Origin of the sequence: Brachybacterium sp. AOP24-D1-21 (genome assembly GCF_052378665.1) — a bacterium.
Classification (GTDB): domain Bacteria; phylum Actinomycetota; class Actinomycetes; order Actinomycetales; family Dermabacteraceae; genus Brachybacterium.
The window spans coordinates 2,100,110-2,117,378 of the sequence record NZ_JBQSXX010000001.1 but is presented as its reverse complement, the minus strand read 5'-3'; the positions used below and the strand labels follow the sequence as shown (position 1 = coordinate 2,117,378).

The following is a 17,269-nucleotide window of genomic DNA, read 5'->3' as shown; positions in this document are numbered from 1 at the left end:
CCATGGCAGACGGAGCCGACCCTGCTGACGCGGCTGCGGCAGCTGACGTGGCTGGCGTGGCTGGCGTGGCTGGCCCGGCCGATGCGGCTGCGAGCATCCGTGTGCTGCTGGTCGATGACCAGGAGCTCATCCGGTACGGGCTGCGCCTGGTGCTCGATGCCCAACCCGATATCGAGGTCGTGGGCGAGGCGTCCGACGGCATGGAAGCCGTGCGCACGGCCCGCCAGCTCCTGCCCGATGTGGTGCTGATGGATGTGCGCATGCCCGGGATGGACGGCATCGAGGCCACGAAGCAGCTCTCGGTCGCGGTGCCGGACGTCCGAGTGCTGGTGCTGACCACCTACGATCGCGACGAGTTCGCCTTCGGGGCATTGCAGGCAGGCGCAGCCGGGTTCCTGTTGAAGAACACCCGGCCCGACGAGCTGGTGGCCGCAGTGCGCACGGTGCAGACCGGCGATGCGGTGATCTCACCGCGGGTGACGGCAAAGCTGATCGAGCTCGCGGTGCCGCATCTTCCCGGGCCGACGAGCCGTGAGGTGGAGGACCAGCTCTCGCTGCTGTCCGAGCGCGAGCGTGAGGTGTTCCTCCTGGTGGGTCGAGGTCTCACCAATTCGGAGATCGCCCAGACGCTGCACCTGAGCGAGTCCACGGTCAAAGCACACTTCGGCCGGATCCTTCTCAAGCTCGATGTGCCCAGCCGCGTCCAGGCTGTCATCCGGGCCTATGAGCTGGGAGTGGTGAGCGTCGGCGAGTAGGCGACACCGGGACGTGGCCGGACGACGTGCAAGCGTCCCGCGCTCACGCCGGAGATGCGGGCCCGGGCGCATCAGGTGGGTCTGCCGCCTGGCCCTTCGGCTGGTCCGAGCCGCCCTCATCGGAGGGTCTGTCCTCAGCCGTCGATGTATGCGGGGCCACCAGCGGCGGTGTCGGAGAGATGCCCTGTGCGCCATGTGGACTGGTCCAGATCCAGGCGGCCGGCGGTGACTGCGAGGGCCAAGAGTTCTCTCGCTGCGATGCCGCCGTCCCCCGCGTTCGCGGTGCTGCCTGCGGCCTCGGGCTCGACTCGGCAGGGCTCGGTTCGACGGGACTCGGCCTGACACGGATGGGCTCGGCAGGGCTCGGTTCGACGGGACTCGGCCTGACACGGATGGGCTCGGCAGGGTTCGGTTCGACACGGCTCGGTGTGACGGGATTCGGCGTGATCGCTGTCGTCGCGACGCGGCCATCCACGTCCCCGATATCGTCACCTTCCACTGACGTGACAGCCGTGAGCACCCACAGCCCGAGCTCCTTGAGCAGGTTGCAGCGCACACACAGGCCTTGGCCGTTCGCAAAGCTGGTGGGCCCGCCGCGGTGATACGGGATGACGTGGTCGCTCTGGCGGATCACAGCGTTGCACCAGGGCGTACGGCAGGTCGTGTCCCGCCATCGAATCATCCTCGCAAGGCCTGCAGGGAATGCTCTCGCCTGGGACTCCATCGCGACCAGCTCGCCTGTGCGGGGGCTGGTGTAGAGACGGCGGAACACCGCGGAGACCTCGTCGTCGGGGTGGAGTTCAGCGGCTGGTTGCACCTGGCCAGGAGGCCTGCCCAACAGAGTGTCGGACACGATGTGGGCAGGGATCGTCCCGTATCCCTCGAGCTGTGCGCATTCGGCATCTCCATCACGGCCCAGCAGAGCGGTATCGGTGATGACGATTCCGATGTCGAGATTCGGGGTCGGGCGAGGCTGGCGGGGTGCCGAGGTCGTCGGTGCCGGAGACTGGGCGTCGCCGTGATCCGGAGACTCTTCGGAAGTTCGCTCCTGGGAGTCGGAGGAACTCCGCTCTTGCAACTCAGTCGGGTGCAGGTGCGGGTGCGGGTGCGGGTGCGGGTGGAGGATGACGTCGACCATCAGATCTGCCTCAAGGGCCGGGGTCGGGGTCCGATCCCCCGCAGCTTTCAAGGACCTGGCCTTGGCGGCGAGCGCACGCATCATGCCAGCGGCGTCGATCCCGCGCAGCACGGCCGTCACGCGCGCCATCCCATCTGCCAGCGGAGTCATCGTCACGTGCCGGGCCCGGGCAGCGCGCTCCGCACGTGCACGGGAAGTTTCGGGCTCGAGCTTCTGGATCAGCTTGTCGATGTCTGAGCGGAGGCGCTTCTTGCCCTTCCCCTCCAAGAGATGGGGGTTCTCCTGGATCATCTCGTCGATCCGTGCACAGGTGTCGGGGCTCGCCCCCGCGAGAGCGGCTGCCACCACGGAGGCTTGCTGCTCGGCGACGGAGCCCTCCCACAGGCTGTCGACCATGCCGGGCATGTGCTGGGTGAGACGCCGCGCCGAGGCGAGCGAGAAGGCCGAGGCGGCCGGCGAGACCCGACGTGCCAGGCCGAGTTCCTGGTTCGCCCCCTTGCCCTGCTTCGACGCAGGGATCCCGCGGCCCTGATCGGCCGCGCGGATCCGCTGCTCCGCGGCGACCTGCCAGGTGGCATCCACCGCGGCGAGAGAGGCGCGCAGATGGTCGAGCCCCGCGAGGACGGCCAGTGCTTCCTCCGGGGAGCCGGGTGCCGTCTCTGGCAGCGGATCGCGAACCGCGCGGGTATCGGTGAAGGCCACGAGCGTCGCGGCGAGCACCTGCGCCAGCAGTACCCGCGCGGGTCCACTCGCATCGATATCTGCGTACTGGGTGGCGACGGAGCTCAGGACGTCCGCTGACGGCGAGGCAGCACCATGGCGGGGCTCGGCCCCACCGGGGCTGTCCCCATCGTCGTTCGGCATCTTCGCGTCCATGCCTCGATCGTACGGAGGTTCGAATCGCAGAACCAGCACCCCTCCATCCCTGTGGATAACTCTGGCGGGCCCCCTAACGCTGTGGATAAGAATGTGGACAACCAGGCGCTGTGGAGGAACGGTGACAACCAACAGCCATGGCCAGGCCCACATCTGCCCACCACTCAGAAATATCGGAATCTGACCACATCCCGCAGCCCACAATTCCTCAACGCCGACTCTGAAAAAGACGCAACAACGTGCACATCCCTCCCGGTGCGCTCCACGAGCAGCAGCAGACCCCCGCACTCGAGTCAGCCATCCCCACCCCTTGACGTGCCGCCCCGACCGCGCCAGACTCGTCAGTGAATCACCATTCATTTCTGATGAATGATGTTCACCCAGCTCGCTCACCCACCGAAGGGGAGGTCATGCTCCGCGCTGACACAGCGATCGCTCCGGAGGAGGCCGCCCGCGCCGCCAGGTCCGATGCGCGCCGACGGCAGATCCTGCACGCGGCCGTCCCGCTGATGGAGCGGAGCGGCTCGCAGGCGGTCTCGATGCAGTCGATCGCCGCCGCGGCCGGCGTCTCCGTCGGCCTGATCTACCGGTACTTCGCGAACAAGCAGGAGCTCGTGCAGGCCGTCACCGAAGGGGTGCTCGACGAGATGGGGCGGCTCCTCTCGGAGGCACTGAAACCCGAAGACGATCCGGTCCGCCAGATCGCCGGCGCCTTCGCCGCCTACTGCACCGTCATCCGGGAGAACCGCCAGGCGGTGATGCTCACCTATCGCGAGTCGAACACCCTGGATGAGGCAGGGCGGGCGGTCGTCAAGGAGCTGGAGATCCGCACTGTCGAACCCCTGCGCAGCGCCGTGGACGCCGCCATCGGGCAGGGGCTGCTCCGCCCCGTCCACGCCGAGCTGTACTCCTATGACCTGCTCACAGTGGCCCACTCCTGGGCGCTGAAGCACTGGTACTTCGCACCGCGGATGACGTTCGAGGAGTTCCTCCGCACCCAGACCGCCCTCCTCCTCTCCACCGCGATCCGCCCCGAACATCGCAGCCACTACCCCGACCTGCTCGGCGACCTCACGTAGCTCACCGCTCCTTTCACTCCAGCCCGAAGCCCCAGGAGGCCTCATGGATTTCGTCATCGACGACGCGATGCAGGGCTATATCGACGCGGCCGCCGAGGTCGCCGCTCAGATCGCCCCCGACTACCCCCAGCGAGAGAAGAACCAGATCATCGAGCCGGAGCTGCGCCTGCTCATGGGGGCACGCGGGCTGATCGCCCCGGAGCTCCCGACGGCGCTCGGCGGCCGCAGCGAGCGCGCGCTCACCACCGGAATGCTCACCGAACAGATCGCGCGGGGCGACCTCACCGTCGCCTACGTCCAGGTCATCGGCTCCCTCGTCGGCCAGATCCTGGCGCGCACCGCACGCAGGGAGGTCGCAGCACGGTGGGTTCCCCGGATCACCAGCGGCGAGGACATCGTGGCGATCGGACTCTCGGAACCGGGCGCCGGATCCGATGCCGGAAACCCCTCCATGACCGCCAGGCCCCAGGCCGACGGCTGGGTGCTCAGCGGCACCAAATCCATGTCCTTCGCGATGCACGCGAGCGCCGCCGTGGTCTTCGCTCGGACCGAGGAGGGACGCCGCGGCCGTGGCATCAGCGCCTTCCTGGTGGAGCTGGACCGCGGCGGGACCGAGCGCCGCGTCGCCCCCGACATGGGGACCAGAGCCGTGGGCCGCGGGCTGGTGGAGTTCACCGACACCTGGATCCCCGAGGAGAACCTGCTGGGAGAGCTGGGCACGGGGTTCACCCAGGTCATGCAGGGGTTCGACTTCTCCCGCGCTCTGATCGGCCTGCAGGTGATCGGCGCCGCCCAGGTCACCCTCGAGGAGACCTGGGAGTACACCAGCGGGCGCATGGCCTTCGACCGTCCGCTGAGCTCCTTCCAGGGGGTGGCGTTCCCGCTGGCCGAGGCGGAGACCCTGCTGGAGGCCGCCCGGCTGCTCTGTCAGAAGACCCTCTGGCTGAAGGACTCCGGACTGCCGCACACGAAAGAGGCCGCGATGTGCAAGTGGTGGGCGCCGAAGACGGCCTACGACGTCATCCACCAGTGCCTGCTCAGCCATGGCCAGTACGGCTACCTGACCGACCGGCCGATCGAGCAGCGCCTCCGCGACGTGCTCGGGCTCCAGATCGGTGACGGCACCGCCCAGATCATGAAGCTCGTCATCGCCCGCCACAGCGTGGACCGCGAGCTCGCCCCATGAACGCACCCCTGACCCGAGGAGAATCGTCATGACACAGCCCCCAGCTCCCGCCACCAACGACCAGGACCTCACCGGGCGGATCTGCATCGTCACCGGCGCCGCGAGCGGCATCGGCAAGGGGATCGCGACCCGGCTCACGGCCGACGGGGCCATCGTGGTCGTCGCCGATCTCGACGAGACCGCAGCCCGGCGCGTCGCCGCAGAGCTCGGCGGCGACACCCTCGCCGTCCCGGTCGACATCTCCGACCGCGTGAGCGTGGATGCGATGACCACCCAGGTCATAGAACGCTTCGGCCGGATCGACGTGCTGGTCAACAACGCCGGCTGGGACAAGGTCGGCCCGTTCCTCGAGCAGGATCCCGCGCTCTGGGATCGCATCATCGGCATCAACCTCTACGGCACCCTGCACTGCTGCCAGTCGGTGGTGCGAGTGATGACGGAGCAGGGCCACGGCACCGTCGTGAACATCGCGTCCGACGCCGCCCGGGTGGGTTCGAGCGGCGAAGCCGTGTACTCGGCCTGCAAGGGCGGGATCGTCGCGTTCACCAAGACGCTCGCCCGCGAGAGCGCTCGCGCCGGCATCACCGCGAACGTGGTGTGCCCCGGCCCGGCGGACACCCCGCTGTTCGCCTCGATCTCCGAGGACAGCCCGACACTGCGTGCATCGCTCGAGCGGGCGATCCCGCTGCGCCGTCTCGCTCAGCCGGAGGATCTCGCGAACGCCGTCGCCTTCCTCGCCTCCCCCGCCTCCGGCTACATCACCGGTCAGACCCTGTCCGTCTCCGGCGGGCTCACCATGGCCTGAGCCCACCCCGCGATCTCACCACCGACGCAGAGAGCAGGCGAGCATGACCGAGCAGCAGCCCCGCACCTTCGAGACGATCCGCGCCGAGGTGACAGGCCCGATCGGGACGATCACGCTCCACCGCCCGGAGCAGCGCAACGCCCTCACCGCGACCATGCAGGCAGAGATCGCCCAGGCGCTGGATGCCTGGGCGGCCGACGACGCCGTGCGCGGGGTGATCATCACCGGCAGCGGCCCGAAGGCCTTCGCCGCCGGGGCGGACATCTCCGAGCTCGCCGCCTGGAAGACCGTCGACGGGCTGGCTGCCACGATGCAGAAGCTCTTCGACCGGATCCAGGACTTCCCGAAGCCCACGATCGCCGCCCTGAACGGTGTCGCGATGGGCGGCGGCCTGGAGCTCGCGATGAGCTGTGACATCCGCATCGCCGCGGAGAACGCGAGCATGGGCCTGCCCGAGGTGGGGCTCGGGGTGCTGCCCGGCGCCGGCGGCACCCAGCGGCTCTCCCGTCTGGTGGGCGTCGGCCGAGCGCTCGAGATGATCCTCACCGGCCGAGCCCTGACCGCCGAGCAGGCGGAGCACTACGGCCTGGTCACCACGGTGGTGCCCGCCGCGGAACTGCTGCCCACGGCCGCGGAGATCATGGCGAGCATCCTCGCCAAGGGCCCGCTCGCGATCCGACTCGCGAAGCTGGTCGTCGGTCCGGGAGCGGACGCGGATCAGCGGACGGGACTGCTGCTGGAGCAGCTCGCGCAGACGCTGCTCTACACGACGCAGGACAAGGCCGAAGGTGCTGCGGCGTTCTTGGAGAAGCGGGCGCCGGGGTTCGAGGGGCAGTGACCCGCGGTGGGAGCCGACGGCCCGGCGGCCGCCCGCCTCAGGATGCGGCGGGCTGCGGGGTGGTCTGCACGGAGCTCTGCGGGAACCGCTTGGCATTCCGGGCCCGGGCCTTCTCCCGCTCCTCCTCGCGGTCCTTCGGCGGGGCGGCGGTCACCAGCTCAGCCAGCAGATGCTCGGTGGCATGCGCGATCTCGGCGACCGCTCGCTCGAATGCCTCGGTGTTCGCCTGAGACGGCTTGGTCATCCCGCTGACCTTGCGCACGTACTGCAGCGCGGCATCGTGCACCTCCTGGGAGGTGGCCTCGGGCGCGAAGTTGTGGAGGGGCCTGATGTTGCGGCACATGGGACAAGGTTGGCACGGGAGCGAGGGCCGGGCAATGCCCGGCGGAGACTGCACGGCACCCTCCCCGCCTCACCCCCGCCCCCATCCGGGACAATGGACCCATGCCCACCCAGCTCACGATCACTCCGGAGTTCCAGGATGCCCTGGACCACCTGCACGCCGGCGACCACCTCTTCCTCACCGGCCGGGCAGGCACGGGCAAGTCCACGCTGATCAGGCACTTCCTGGAGACCACGACGCGGTCGACGATCACGGTCGCGCCCACCGGGATCGCGGCGCTGAACGTGGACGGCTACACGATCCACCGCCTGTTCTCCTTCCCGCTCGGGGTGAGCGAGGAGATGGTGCGCGGGGGCGGCTACTACCCGGGCCGCTTCGCGAAGGCGCTCGCGGAGCTGGACACGCTGATCATCGACGAGGCCTCGATGGTGCGCGCCGACCTCTTCGACGCCCTCACCGCGGCGCTCGAGCGCTTCGGTCCGCGGCCCGGGGAGCCGCTCGGTGGGGTGCAGCTGGTGCTCGTCGGGGACCTGTATCAGCTGCCGCCGGTGGTGACCGACGCGGAGGCGTCCTTCATCGAGGAGCGCTATGGCACACCCTTCTTCTTCTCCGCCCGCTCGTTCGACCGGGAGACCTTCCCGGTCGTCGAGCTCGCCACCGTGTTCCGCCAGCTCGGGGATGACCGACTGGTGGATCTGCTGAACTCCGTGCGCGACGGGGCACTGCTGGAGGACGCGCGCGCGGAGCTGAACCGTCGGACGGATCCGGAGTTCGAGCCCCCGCTCACGGAGTTCTGGCTGACCCTCGCCACCACCAACCGGATCGTCGGCGCCCGCAACCGGCAGCTGCTCGAACGCCTGCCGGATCCGGCCAAGACCTTCCCCGCCGTCCTGCGCGGTGAGACCGACGGATTCGAGCGCCCCACCGAGGCGCAGCTGGAGCTCGCCGTCGGTGCGCAGGTCATGATGCTCACCAACGATCCGCTGGACCGCTGGGTCAACGGCACCCTGGGTCGCATCTCCGCGATCGGCAGCGATGAGGACGGGCCCGTCATCGCCGTCCAGCTGCGTGACGGCAGCACCGTCCAGGTGCCGCCGCACACCTGGGACATCACCCGCCCCAGTGTGCAGGGCGGCGCCCTGGTCCACGAGGTGATCGGCACCTTCACCCAGCTGCCGATGAAGCTGGCCTGGGCGATCACCATCCACAAGTCCCAGGGCCAGACCCTCGAGCGGGTGGTCGTGGACCTCACCGGCGGCACCTTCGCCAATGGTCAGCTGTATGTGGCGCTCTCGCGCTGCACGAGTCTCGAGGGTCTGGTGCTGAAGCGCGATGTGCTGCCGCGCGACCTGAAGTCCGACACCCGGGTGCGACGCTTCCTCGCCTCTCAGGCGGCGACGGCGGATGATCTGGGCGAGGTGTATCTGGCAGCGCTCACCGTCGGCAACGACGGCGACCGCTACCGTCCCCGATCTGTCGAGATCGCGCTGGTCACCGACGAGGGTGACGAGGCGACCACGGTCATCAACCCCACCAGCGACCTGTTCGCCGCCCGCACCGAGTTCGGGATCACCACGCGGGACGTGCAGCTCGCGCCGCTGCTGGTCGAGGCCTGGCGGGCGCTGTCCCCGCTGCTGGCCGGGCGGGTGCCGATCGGGGCGGGGGTGGACCAGCAGCTCTCCCGCATCGATTTCGAGCTCAAGCGCAACGGGATCGTGCAGCCCATGCCGCTGGGGATCGATCTGCCGACGGGTGACCTCACCTCCGCCGAGCGGGCCGGGCTGCGAGCTGCGACGGCGCTCGAGCGGGCCCGCACCGTGCGTGCGGCAGTGCAGCGGCTGCGCGCCGACGGGGCGATGCCGGCGACCGGTGGGACCGCGTTCCCCCAGCTGGTGCGCGGGCATGGCTTCCTGCTCGCCCGCAGCACCGGGGCCGACGGGATGGAGGGCCCGGAGGGATTCGTGGTGGGTGGCAACCTCTCTGCCGAGGATGACGCCGCACTCGTGCTGGCCCAGGCGCTGGAGACCGCATGGGAGCGGGTCCTCCACCCGGATTCGCTCGTGGTGGAGCGGCTGCGCGCTGTTGAGGCGCACTACGGGGTGCGGGTGCTTCCCGACGGCTTCGAGCTCGAGGAGAAGTCGGTGTTGGACGAGGTGCTCGTGCCCGGAGCTCGGGTGTGCTTCACCGGGGAGGTCGTCTCCCCCGCCCTTGGCTTCGTGAGCCGTGACCGGCTGGAGCGGCTCGCCGAGGATCGCGGGCTCGTGGCGGTACCGAACGTCACCAAGACCAAGAGCGACGTGCTCGTGGTCGCCGAGCTCGGCACCCAGTCGAACAAGACCAAGAACGCGGTGAAGTGGGGCAAGCCGGTGATCGCGGCCGAGGAGTTCCTGGAGTGGGCCGGGCAGTGAGGACGACGTCCGCGGTGATGTCCCGCACCGCATTGTGCGGCGCCGTGCCAGCGGTCGGTCAGGCTGGGTCCCGATAGCCGATTGCAGTATCGAGCGATCGACTCAGCCCTGAATTCGAGGCAGGTCATTGCGAGCGTGCACAGCGGATAGCACACAAGGCCCTTAGACCAGTACTTCATCGCTCGTTGGCGGGCCCCTGTTTTTGGGCATGAAAAAAGGGAGTGGGAGGAGCGAGACCCCTTCAGGGTCTCAAGCTCACTCCCACTCCCACAAAGATGTCCGGCGGCGACCTACTCTCCCACACCCTCCCGAGTGCAGTACCATCGGCGCAATCGAGCTTAGCTTCCGGGTTCGGAATGGAACCGGGCGTTTCCTCGACGCTATGACCGCCGTAACACAATGAGACAACCAGACCACCAGAACACCAACCCCTCAAAAAGAGAGCCGACGTTCTGAGGAGTTGTTCCTCGAGAACCGCACAGTGGACGCAAACACGCATAAACAATAAAAATGTTGTAGTAAGTCATCAGCCATTAGTACCAGTCAGCTCCACACATTGCTGTGCTTCCACATCTGGCCTATCAACCCAGTCATCTACTGGGGGCCTCTCACACCCGAAGGTGTATGGATATCTCATCTCGAAGCAGGCTTCCCGCTTAGATGCTTTCAGCGGTTATCCCTTCCCGACGTAGCCAACCAGCCATGCCCTTGGCAGAACAACTGGCACACCAGAGGTCAGTCCATCCCGGTCCTCTCGTACTAGGGACAGGACTTCTCAAATATCCAACGCGCGCAGCGGATAGGGACCGAACTGTCTCACGACGTTCTAAACCCAGCTCGCGTACCGCTTTAATGGGCGAACAGCCCAACCCTTGGGACCAACTCCAGCCCCAGGATGCGACGAGCCGACATCGAGGTGCCAAACCATGCCGTCGATATGAGCTCTTGGGCAAGATCAGCCTGTTATCCCCGGGGTACCTTTTATCCGTTGAGCGACACCCATTCCACAATGAGGTGCCGGATCACTAGTTCCTGCTTTCGCACCTGCCCGACATGTCTGTCTCGCAGTCAAGCTCCCTTGTGCACTTACACTCAACACCTGATTGCCAACCAGGCTGAGGGAACCTTTGAGCGCCTCCGTTACTCTTTAGGAGGCAACCGCCCCAGTTAAACTACCCATCAGACACTGTCCCTGATCCGGATCACGGACCGAGGTTAGGAATCCAAAACGACCAGAGTGGTATTTCAACAATGACTCCACACTCACTGGCGTGAATGCTTCCAAGTCTCCCACCTATCCTACACAAGCCGTTCCGAACACCAATATCAAACTATAGTAAAGGTCCCGGGGTCTTTCCGTCCTGCTGCGCGTAACGAGCATCTTTACTCGTAATGCAATTTCGCCGAGTTCGCGGTTGAGACAGTGGAGAAGTCGTTACGCCATTCGTGCAGGTCGGAACTTACCCGACAAGGAATTTCGCTACCTTAGGATGGTTATAGTTACCACCGCCGTTTACTGGGGCTTAAATTCTCAGCTTCGACACCGAAGTGTCTAACCGGTCCTCTTAACCTTCCAGCACCGGGCAGGCGTCAGTCCGTATACAGCGTCTTACGACTTCGCACGGACCTGTGTTTTTAGTAAACAGTCGCTTCTCCCTGGTCTCTGCGGCCCTCACCGCTCTCACGGTTCGGGCCCCCCTTCTCCCGAAGTTACGGGGGCATTTTGCCGAGTTCCTTAACCACGATTCTCTCGAACGCCTCGGTATTCTCTACCTGATCACCTGAGTCGGTTTAGGGTACGGGCGACCGTATTCGTCACGCCGGAACTTTTCTTGGCAGTACAGGATCACTCACCTACGCCCATACGGGATCCCCATCACGTCTGACCCTTGATGACCCCAGCATTACCCGGGGTCGGGCTGCACGCTTAGACGGACTATTCCATTAAGTCCGCGGAAGCTACCTCTCTGCGTCATTCCTCGCGCTGACCTACTACAACCTTGGTTCCCAGCCTCGTCAACCTCCACACCCCGAAGGGCATGGGGAAAACTCGGGTGGTTAGCATCGACTGCCTCGGTATGGGTCCTCCTACGATCGGTTCGGGAATATCAACCCGATGTCCATCGACTACGCCTGTCGGCCTCGCCTTAGGTCCCGACTAACCCAGGGCGGATAAACCTGGCCCTGGAACCCTTGATCAATCGGCGGACGGGTTTCTCACCCGTCTTTCGCTACTCATGCCTGCATTCTCACTCGTACAGCCTCCACCACTGGGTTCCCCCGCGGCTTCGCTGGCTGCACGACGCTCCCCTACCCATCCAGCCACAAGGACTGAATGACACAGCTTCGGCGGTGTGCTTGAGCCCCGCTAAATTGTCGGCGCAGAATCACTTGACCAGTGAGCTATTACGCACTCTTTCAAGGGTGGCTGCTTCTAAGCCAACCTCCTGGTTGTCTCAGCAACTCCACATCCTTTTCCACTTAGCACACGCTTAGGGGCCTTAGCTGATGTTCTGGGCTGTTTCCCTCTCGACTATGAAGCTTATCCCCCACAGTCTCACTGCTGCGCTCTAGCGTACCGGCATTCGGAGTTTGGCTAAGGTCAGTAACCCGGTGGGGCCCATCGCCTATCCAGTGCTCTACCTCCGGTACGGAACACGCAACGCTGCACCTAAATGCATTTCGGGGAGAACCAGCTATCACGAAGTTTGATTGGCCTTTCACCCCTATCCACAGGTCATCCCCTCCATTTTCAACTGAAGTGGGTTCGCGCCTCCACGCGGTCTTACCCGCGCTTCACACTGCCCATGGATAGATCACTTCGCTTCGGGTCTAGAGCCGGCGACTGAACGCCCCGTTCAGACTCGCTTTCGCTACGGCTACCCCACACGGGTTAACCTCGCCACCGACCACTAACTCGCAGGCTCATTCTTCAAAAGGCACGCCGTCACCCCTAAAGGCTCCGACGGATTGTAAGCACACGGTTTCAGGTACTATTTCACTCCCCTCCCGGGGTGCTTTTCACCTTTCCCTCACGGTACTTGTCCGCTATCGGTCAAGAGGTAGTATTTAGGCTTACCAGGTGGTCCTGGCAGATTCACACCAGATTTCACGGGTCCGGTGTTACTTGGGAACAGCATCGCGCCGTACATCGATTTCGTCTACGGGGGTCACACCCTCTACGCCGTCGCACTCAACACGACTTCGACTATCGCTATACGTCCACGCCGAGCTGCCGGCAGACAGCCCTGATACGTCCCACAACCCCCAACCTGCAACCCCTGCCGGGTATCACACAGACCAGGTTTAGCCTCATCCGAATTCGCTCGCCACTACTCACGGAATCACTTTTGTTTTCTCTTCCTGCGGGTACTGAGATGTTTCACTTCCCCGCGTTCCCTCCACACCGCCTATACATTCAGCGGTGGGTACCACGACATGACTCGTGGTGGGTTTCCCCATTCGGACATCCTCGGATCACAGTTCGGTTGTCAACTCCCCGAGGCTTAACGCAGACTCCCACGTCCTTCGTCGGCTCCTCTTGCCAAGGCATCCACCGTGTGCCCTTTAAAACTTACGGCAACACACAAAGACACAAAATCTTTAAAATTGCTTACAAGATGCTCGCGTCCACTATGCAGTTCTCAAGAAACAACCCCACACCAACCCCACCCACGCATTCGCGCCAGGCAAGATCAGGGAGGACCAGCCACACACCCCAAAAAAGACCCTCCCGAAGGACGGTCCCGTTGGGGCTGCGTGCAGCCTCACAACCCAATAGCGTGTCTCCACCTCAAACCACCCAGCACACCCGCTTTCCACACCCCCAAAAGGAGCGGTACTCACAAGCCATGCCAGCTGATGAAGCGCCTATTCGTTGATGTTCCACCCTTGAGCAACCACCCCCACCACACTCGGGCAGGAAAATGGCCACCATAATTGGTGATGCTCCTTAGAAAGGAGGTGATCCAGCCGCACCTTCCGGTACGGCTACCTTGTTACGACTTAGTCCCAATCACCGATCCCACCTTCGACAGCTCCCTCACGAGGATGGGCCACTGGCTTCGGGTGTTACCGACTTTCGTGACTTGACGGGCGGTGTGTACAAGGCCCGGGAACGTATTCACCGCAGCGTTGCTGATCTGCGATTACTAGCGACTCCGACTTCATGGGGTCGAGTTGCAGACCCCAATCCGAACTGAGGCCGGCTTTTTGGGATTCGCTCCACCTCACAGTTTCGCAACCCATTGTACCGACCATTGTAGCATGCTTGAAGCCCAAGACATAAGGGGCATGATGATTTGACGTCGTCCCCACCTTCCTCCGAGTTGACCCCGGCAGTCTCCTATGAGTCCCCACCATGACGTGCTGGCAACATAGAACGAGGGTTGCGCTCGTTGCGGGACTTAACCCAACATCTCACGACACGAGCTGACGACAACCATGCACCACCTGTGCACCAGTCCGAAGAAAACCACATCTCTGCAGTCGCCCGGTGCATGTCAAGCCTTGGTAAGGTTCTTCGCGTTGCATCGAATTAATCAGCATGCTCCGCCGCTTGTGCGGGCCCCCGTCAATTCCTTTGAGTTTTAGCCTTGCGGCCGTACTCCCCAGGCGGGGCACTTAATGCGTTAGCTACGACGCGGAAAACGTGGAATGTCCCCCACATCTAGTGCCCAACGTTTACGGCATGGACTACCAGGGTATCTAATCCTGTTCGCTACCCATGCTTTCGCTCCTCAGTGTCAGTAATGGCCCAGAGACCTGCCTTCGCCATCGGTGTTCTTCCTGATATCTGCGCATTTCACCGCTACACCAGGAGTTCCAGTCTCCCCTACCACACTCTAGCCTGCCCGTACCCACCGCACGCCCGAGGTTGAGCCTCGGGTTTTCACGGCAGACGCGACAAGCCACCTACGAGCTCTTTACGCCCAATAATTCCGGACAACGCTTGCGCCCTACGTATTACCGCGGCTGCTGGCACGTAGTTAGCCGGCGCTTCTTCTGCAGGTACCGTCACTTTCGCTTCTTCCCTACTGAAAGAGGTTTACAACCCGAAGGCCGTCATCCCTCACGCGGCGTCGCTGCATCAGGCTTTCGCCCATTGTGCAATATTCCCCACTGCTGCCTCCCGTAGGAGTCTGGGCCGTGTCTCAGTCCCAGTGTGGCCGGTCGCCCTCTCAGGCCGGCTACCCGTCATCGTCTTGGTGAGCCATTACCTCACCAACAAACTGATAGGCCGCGAGTCCATCCCTCACCGATAAATCTTTCCAACAACCACCATGCGGTAGAAGTTCATATCCGGTATTAGCCACGATTTCCCGAGGTTATCCCGAAGTGAGGGGCAGGTTACTCACGTGTTACTCACCCGTTCGCCACTAATCAGGCAGTGCAAGCACCACCGTCATCGTTCGACTTGCATGTGTTAAGCACGCCGCCAGCGTTCGTCCTGAGCCAGGATCAAACTCTCCATGAAAAAACATGAAAAACAGTATCCTGACAACATAAACAAACAACCAGCATATAACTGCTGTATCATCCGTATTATAATTGCCATTCAAAATAATGGCATCAACAAACAGACACGCTATTGAGATATCAAGCAACACGCGCACTCCGGGCTTCGAACCTTTCGGCTCTCCGTCCCGAGGCAACTCCGCTAACTTACAACTTCCAGTTCTCCGAGTCAAATCGCTGCGGTGTGATCCGCGCCGCAATCTTCTTTCGGAAGACCTTCCGTGCCAGGTCAGTGCGGGAATTTCGGTCTGGCACGCTGGCCGTTCCTTGTTCCCGTTGTCCGGGGCACGAGGAAGAACATTACGGGCCTGACGCACCCCCGTCAAGCCAGAACGACCATTTCCGAAGTGGCCTCGACCACACCGACTTTCTGCGCATCTGTCGAGGTCAGCGCCTGGCTACTTGACGGTAGGTTTCCGGCCCGCCTGAGCGCCCTCAGGCTTCCCGCCTCAGCCGGCCACCGGATCTGGGTCGGCCACCGGGCGCAGGCGCCACAGGGTCGTGACCTCCTGAGAGCGGGCGGCGTGCAGCAGATCGTGCGGATCCTGAGAGCGGGGGTGACGAGGAGAGGTGGAGACCTTGCCGATGACCTCCAGGCCGGCCGTGTCGATCAGTCTCAGGAGCTCGTCACGACTGCGCAGCTTCAGGTGCTCGGCGAGGTCGGAGAGGATCAGCCACCCCTCCCCTCCGGGTCGCAGATGGGCGCTGAGGCCGTCGAGCACTCCTCGGAGCATGCTCGAGTCCTCGTCATAGATCCCCAGCTCGAGGGCCGAGGTCGCCGTCCCGGGGAGCCAGGGCGGATTGCAGACCACCAGGTCCGCCTGCCCGGGCGGGAACAGGTTCGCTTCGAGCACCTCGACGCGGTCCTCGAGGCCCAGGCGCTGGATGTTCTCCCGGGCGTTGTCGACTGCGCGGGGATTGATGTCGGTGGCGACCACACGTGCCGCACCCCGTCGCGCGAGCACTGCTGCCAGCACGCCGGTTCCTGTGCCGAGGTCGAAGGCTTCTGCCCCTCCCTCGACCTCGGGCATGGGTGCCTGCGCCACGAGGTCCACGTACTCCGAGCGCACCGGGGAGAACACGCTGTGGCGGGGATGGATCTGGGCCTCGAGGGCTGAGATCGGCACGCCCTTCTCCTGCCACTGGCGGGCGCTGAGCACTCCGAGCAGCTCCGAGAGGGAGATGAGCATCGGTTCTGTGAGCTCTCCGTATGCCTGCTGGCAGGCCGCGGCGACGTCCGGGGCTCGGCGCAGAGCGAGGCGGTGCCCCGGCTCGAGCATCACCACCACCCCGCCCAGCAGCCTGGCGCGCTCCGCCCGCGCTGCTCGGTGCGCCTGGAACAGTCGTGCGACGTCGAGGTTCTTGGGCAGCGCGCGCCGATCTGCCCGGCGCCCGATGGCTGTGAGCAGCTGGCGGGCGTTGTGGTAGTCACCGCGCCAGAGCAGGCCGGCGCCGGCGCGGATGCTGCGCAGGGCGGCGTTCGCGGTGACAGTGTCGTCGACGATCTCGAGCCGTTCGGGCGGCGGAGCGCCGTTCTCGGAATGCCATCGTGCGGTGCGCGGTGTGCTGTTCTCGGTCCAGCTGATCGTGGACATCGGATGCTCCCTGGACGTCGACGTCACGAGGAACCGGCATCACATCGGTGTCGGAGCACGGGGTGGGTCCTCGCGACGAGGCCCTCTCGTCGGAACCCCAGTATCCCACCTGGCCTCACCGACCCGCCTCGGGTGCCGCCGCAGAGCTCGGACCCTCAGGTCCCGCGCTGCGTCAGCTCCGGCGGTGCCGCTTCGGCGTCGAGCTGCTCCGCCATCGCCTGCAGGAATGCGATGGCGGCCGCCCTCGCCGGGGCCGGCACCTGCTGTGCGATCTCGAGCATCCGCTCGTGCATGTGCCCCAGGCGCTCCCGCACCTGGGAGTGGGCATGGTCCGTCGCGATCACGATCCTCGACCGGCCATCCTCGGGGTGGGGCACGCGCCGCAGGTGACCCGAAGCGGTCAGCCGGTCGATCAGCTTCGAGGTGGACGGGCCGGAGATGCGCAGGTTCGCCGCCAGTCGCAGGGGTGTCACCGGTTCTGCCGAGAGCTCATTGGCGATCACGAATCTCAGGGCAGCGAGATCGGTGGTGTTCATGTCCATTCCCTCGCTCATCCGACGGCGCAGCTCCTGATCCGCCACACGGAAGGCGCGCAAGGCACTGAGGAGGGCGACGGGGGAGTCATTCCCGTCGTACCAGTAGCGGTTGCTCCGCCCCTCGTCGGGGTTCCTTGGCGTGTCGGTCATACGTGGATGCTACAGTGAAATTAGATAGCCCGGCTAACTAGAG

Annotated in this window: 10 protein-coding genes and 3 rRNA genes; 6 read left to right on the top strand and 7 right to left on the bottom strand. The window is 64.7% G+C overall.

Annotation, left to right across the window (positions count from 1 at the left end):
* The first annotated feature begins 2 nt into the window (after nt 1-2).
* Nucleotides 3-755 carry a response regulator transcription factor gene (locus ACT3UF_RS09455; RefSeq protein WP_444601382.1) on the top strand — a complete coding sequence of 251 codons (753 nt, stop codon included), beginning with the start codon at nt 3-5 and terminating at the stop codon, nt 753-755.
* Between the two features lie 43 nt (nt 756-798).
* Here the strand turns inward: ACT3UF_RS09455 and ACT3UF_RS09450 are convergent, their stop codons facing one another.
* Nucleotides 799-2,769 (bottom strand): DUF222 domain-containing protein, encoded by a 1,971-nt coding sequence (locus ACT3UF_RS09450; protein WP_444601383.1) that lies wholly within the window; start codon nt 2,767-2,769, stop codon nt 799-801.
* 410 nt (nt 2,770-3,179) lie between these two features.
* Between ACT3UF_RS09450 and ACT3UF_RS09445 the strand changes: the two genes are divergently transcribed.
* Genes ACT3UF_RS09445 through ACT3UF_RS09430 form a run of 4 tightly spaced genes read left to right on the top strand, consistent with a single transcriptional unit; the run spans nt 3,180 to nt 6,677 of the window.
* On the top strand, nt 3,180-3,848 hold the full coding sequence (locus tag ACT3UF_RS09445) for a TetR/AcrR family transcriptional regulator (protein ID WP_444601384.1): 669 nt from the start codon (nt 3,180-3,182) through the stop codon (nt 3,846-3,848).
* Between the two features lie 43 nt (nt 3,849-3,891).
* Nucleotides 3,892-5,034, top strand: coding sequence for an acyl-CoA dehydrogenase family protein (locus ACT3UF_RS09440; RefSeq protein ID WP_444601385.1), 1,143 nt, complete (start codon nt 3,892-3,894; stop codon nt 5,032-5,034).
* A gap of 28 nt (nt 5,035-5,062) precedes the next feature.
* A complete protein-coding gene (locus ACT3UF_RS09435) occupies nt 5,063-5,839 on the top strand; it encodes an SDR family NAD(P)-dependent oxidoreductase (protein WP_444601386.1) in 777 nt (258 codons plus the stop codon).
* 43 nt (nt 5,840-5,882) lie between these two features.
* Entirely contained in the window at nt 5,883-6,677 is a 795-nt protein-coding gene (locus ACT3UF_RS09430; RefSeq protein ID WP_441446230.1) for an enoyl-CoA hydratase/isomerase family protein, read from the top strand.
* Between the two features lie 37 nt (nt 6,678-6,714).
* On the opposite strand, the gene ACT3UF_RS09425 is transcribed toward ACT3UF_RS09430, so the two are convergent.
* The gene (locus ACT3UF_RS09425; protein WP_441446229.1) at nt 6,715-7,020 is read right to left on the bottom strand and encodes a DUF2277 domain-containing protein; all 306 of its coding nucleotides are present in this window, start codon (nt 7,018-7,020) and stop codon (nt 6,715-6,717) included.
* A 101-nt stretch (nt 7,021-7,121) separates the two neighbouring features.
* On the opposite strand from ACT3UF_RS09425, the gene ACT3UF_RS09420 reads away from it, so the two are divergent.
* Nucleotides 7,122-9,428 (top strand): AAA family ATPase, encoded by a 2,307-nt coding sequence (locus tag ACT3UF_RS09420; RefSeq protein WP_444601606.1) that lies wholly within the window; start codon nt 7,122-7,124, stop codon nt 9,426-9,428.
* A gap of 277 nt (nt 9,429-9,705) precedes the next feature.
* On the opposite strand, the gene rrf is transcribed toward ACT3UF_RS09420, so the two are convergent.
* From rrf to ACT3UF_RS09395, 5 genes are all read right to left on the bottom strand, one after another.
* Nucleotides 9,706-9,822, bottom strand: a 5S ribosomal RNA gene (rrf, locus tag ACT3UF_RS09415).
* Between the two features lie 120 nt (nt 9,823-9,942).
* A 23S ribosomal RNA gene (locus ACT3UF_RS09410) occupies nt 9,943-13,008 on the bottom strand.
* A 376-nt stretch (nt 13,009-13,384) separates the two neighbouring features.
* A 16S ribosomal RNA gene (locus tag ACT3UF_RS09405) occupies nt 13,385-14,904 on the bottom strand.
* Together the 16S, 23S and 5S rRNA genes form the textbook arrangement of a ribosomal RNA operon.
* Before the next feature lie 490 nt (nt 14,905-15,394).
* A complete protein-coding gene (locus tag ACT3UF_RS09400; protein WP_441446334.1) occupies nt 15,395-16,540 on the bottom strand; it encodes a 50S ribosomal protein L11 methyltransferase in 1,146 nt (381 codons plus the stop codon).
* 155 nt (nt 16,541-16,695) lie between these two features.
* Nucleotides 16,696-17,226, bottom strand: coding sequence for a MarR family winged helix-turn-helix transcriptional regulator (locus tag ACT3UF_RS09395; protein WP_441446335.1), 531 nt, complete (start codon nt 17,224-17,226; stop codon nt 16,696-16,698).
* Between the last annotated feature and the right edge of the window lie 43 nt (nt 17,227-17,269).

Excerpts from the sequence above, each read along its gene's own strand:
- ACT3UF_RS09455 (WP_444601382.1), top strand. The coding sequence starts at position 3 with ATGGCAGACGGAGCCGACCCTGCTGACGCGGCTGCGGCAGCTGACGTG.
- ACT3UF_RS09450 (WP_444601383.1), bottom strand. The coding sequence starts at position 2,769 with ATGGACGCGAAGATGCCGAACGACGATGGGGACAGCCCCGGTGGGGCC.
- ACT3UF_RS09445 (WP_444601384.1), top strand. The coding sequence starts at position 3,180 with ATGCTCCGCGCTGACACAGCGATCGCTCCGGAGGAGGCCGCCCGCGCC.
- ACT3UF_RS09440 (WP_444601385.1), top strand. The coding sequence starts at position 3,892 with ATGGATTTCGTCATCGACGACGCGATGCAGGGCTATATCGACGCGGCC.
- ACT3UF_RS09435 (WP_444601386.1), top strand. The coding sequence starts at position 5,063 with ATGACACAGCCCCCAGCTCCCGCCACCAACGACCAGGACCTCACCGGG.
- ACT3UF_RS09430 (WP_441446230.1), top strand. The coding sequence starts at position 5,883 with ATGACCGAGCAGCAGCCCCGCACCTTCGAGACGATCCGCGCCGAGGTG.
- ACT3UF_RS09425 (WP_441446229.1), bottom strand. The coding sequence starts at position 7,020 with ATGTGCCGCAACATCAGGCCCCTCCACAACTTCGCGCCCGAGGCCACC.
- ACT3UF_RS09420 (WP_444601606.1), top strand. The coding sequence starts at position 7,122 with ATGCCCACCCAGCTCACGATCACTCCGGAGTTCCAGGATGCCCTGGAC.
- ACT3UF_RS09400 (WP_441446334.1), bottom strand. The coding sequence starts at position 16,540 with ATGTCCACGATCAGCTGGACCGAGAACAGCACACCGCGCACCGCACGA.
- ACT3UF_RS09395 (WP_441446335.1), bottom strand. The coding sequence starts at position 17,226 with ATGACCGACACGCCAAGGAACCCCGACGAGGGGCGGAGCAACCGCTAC.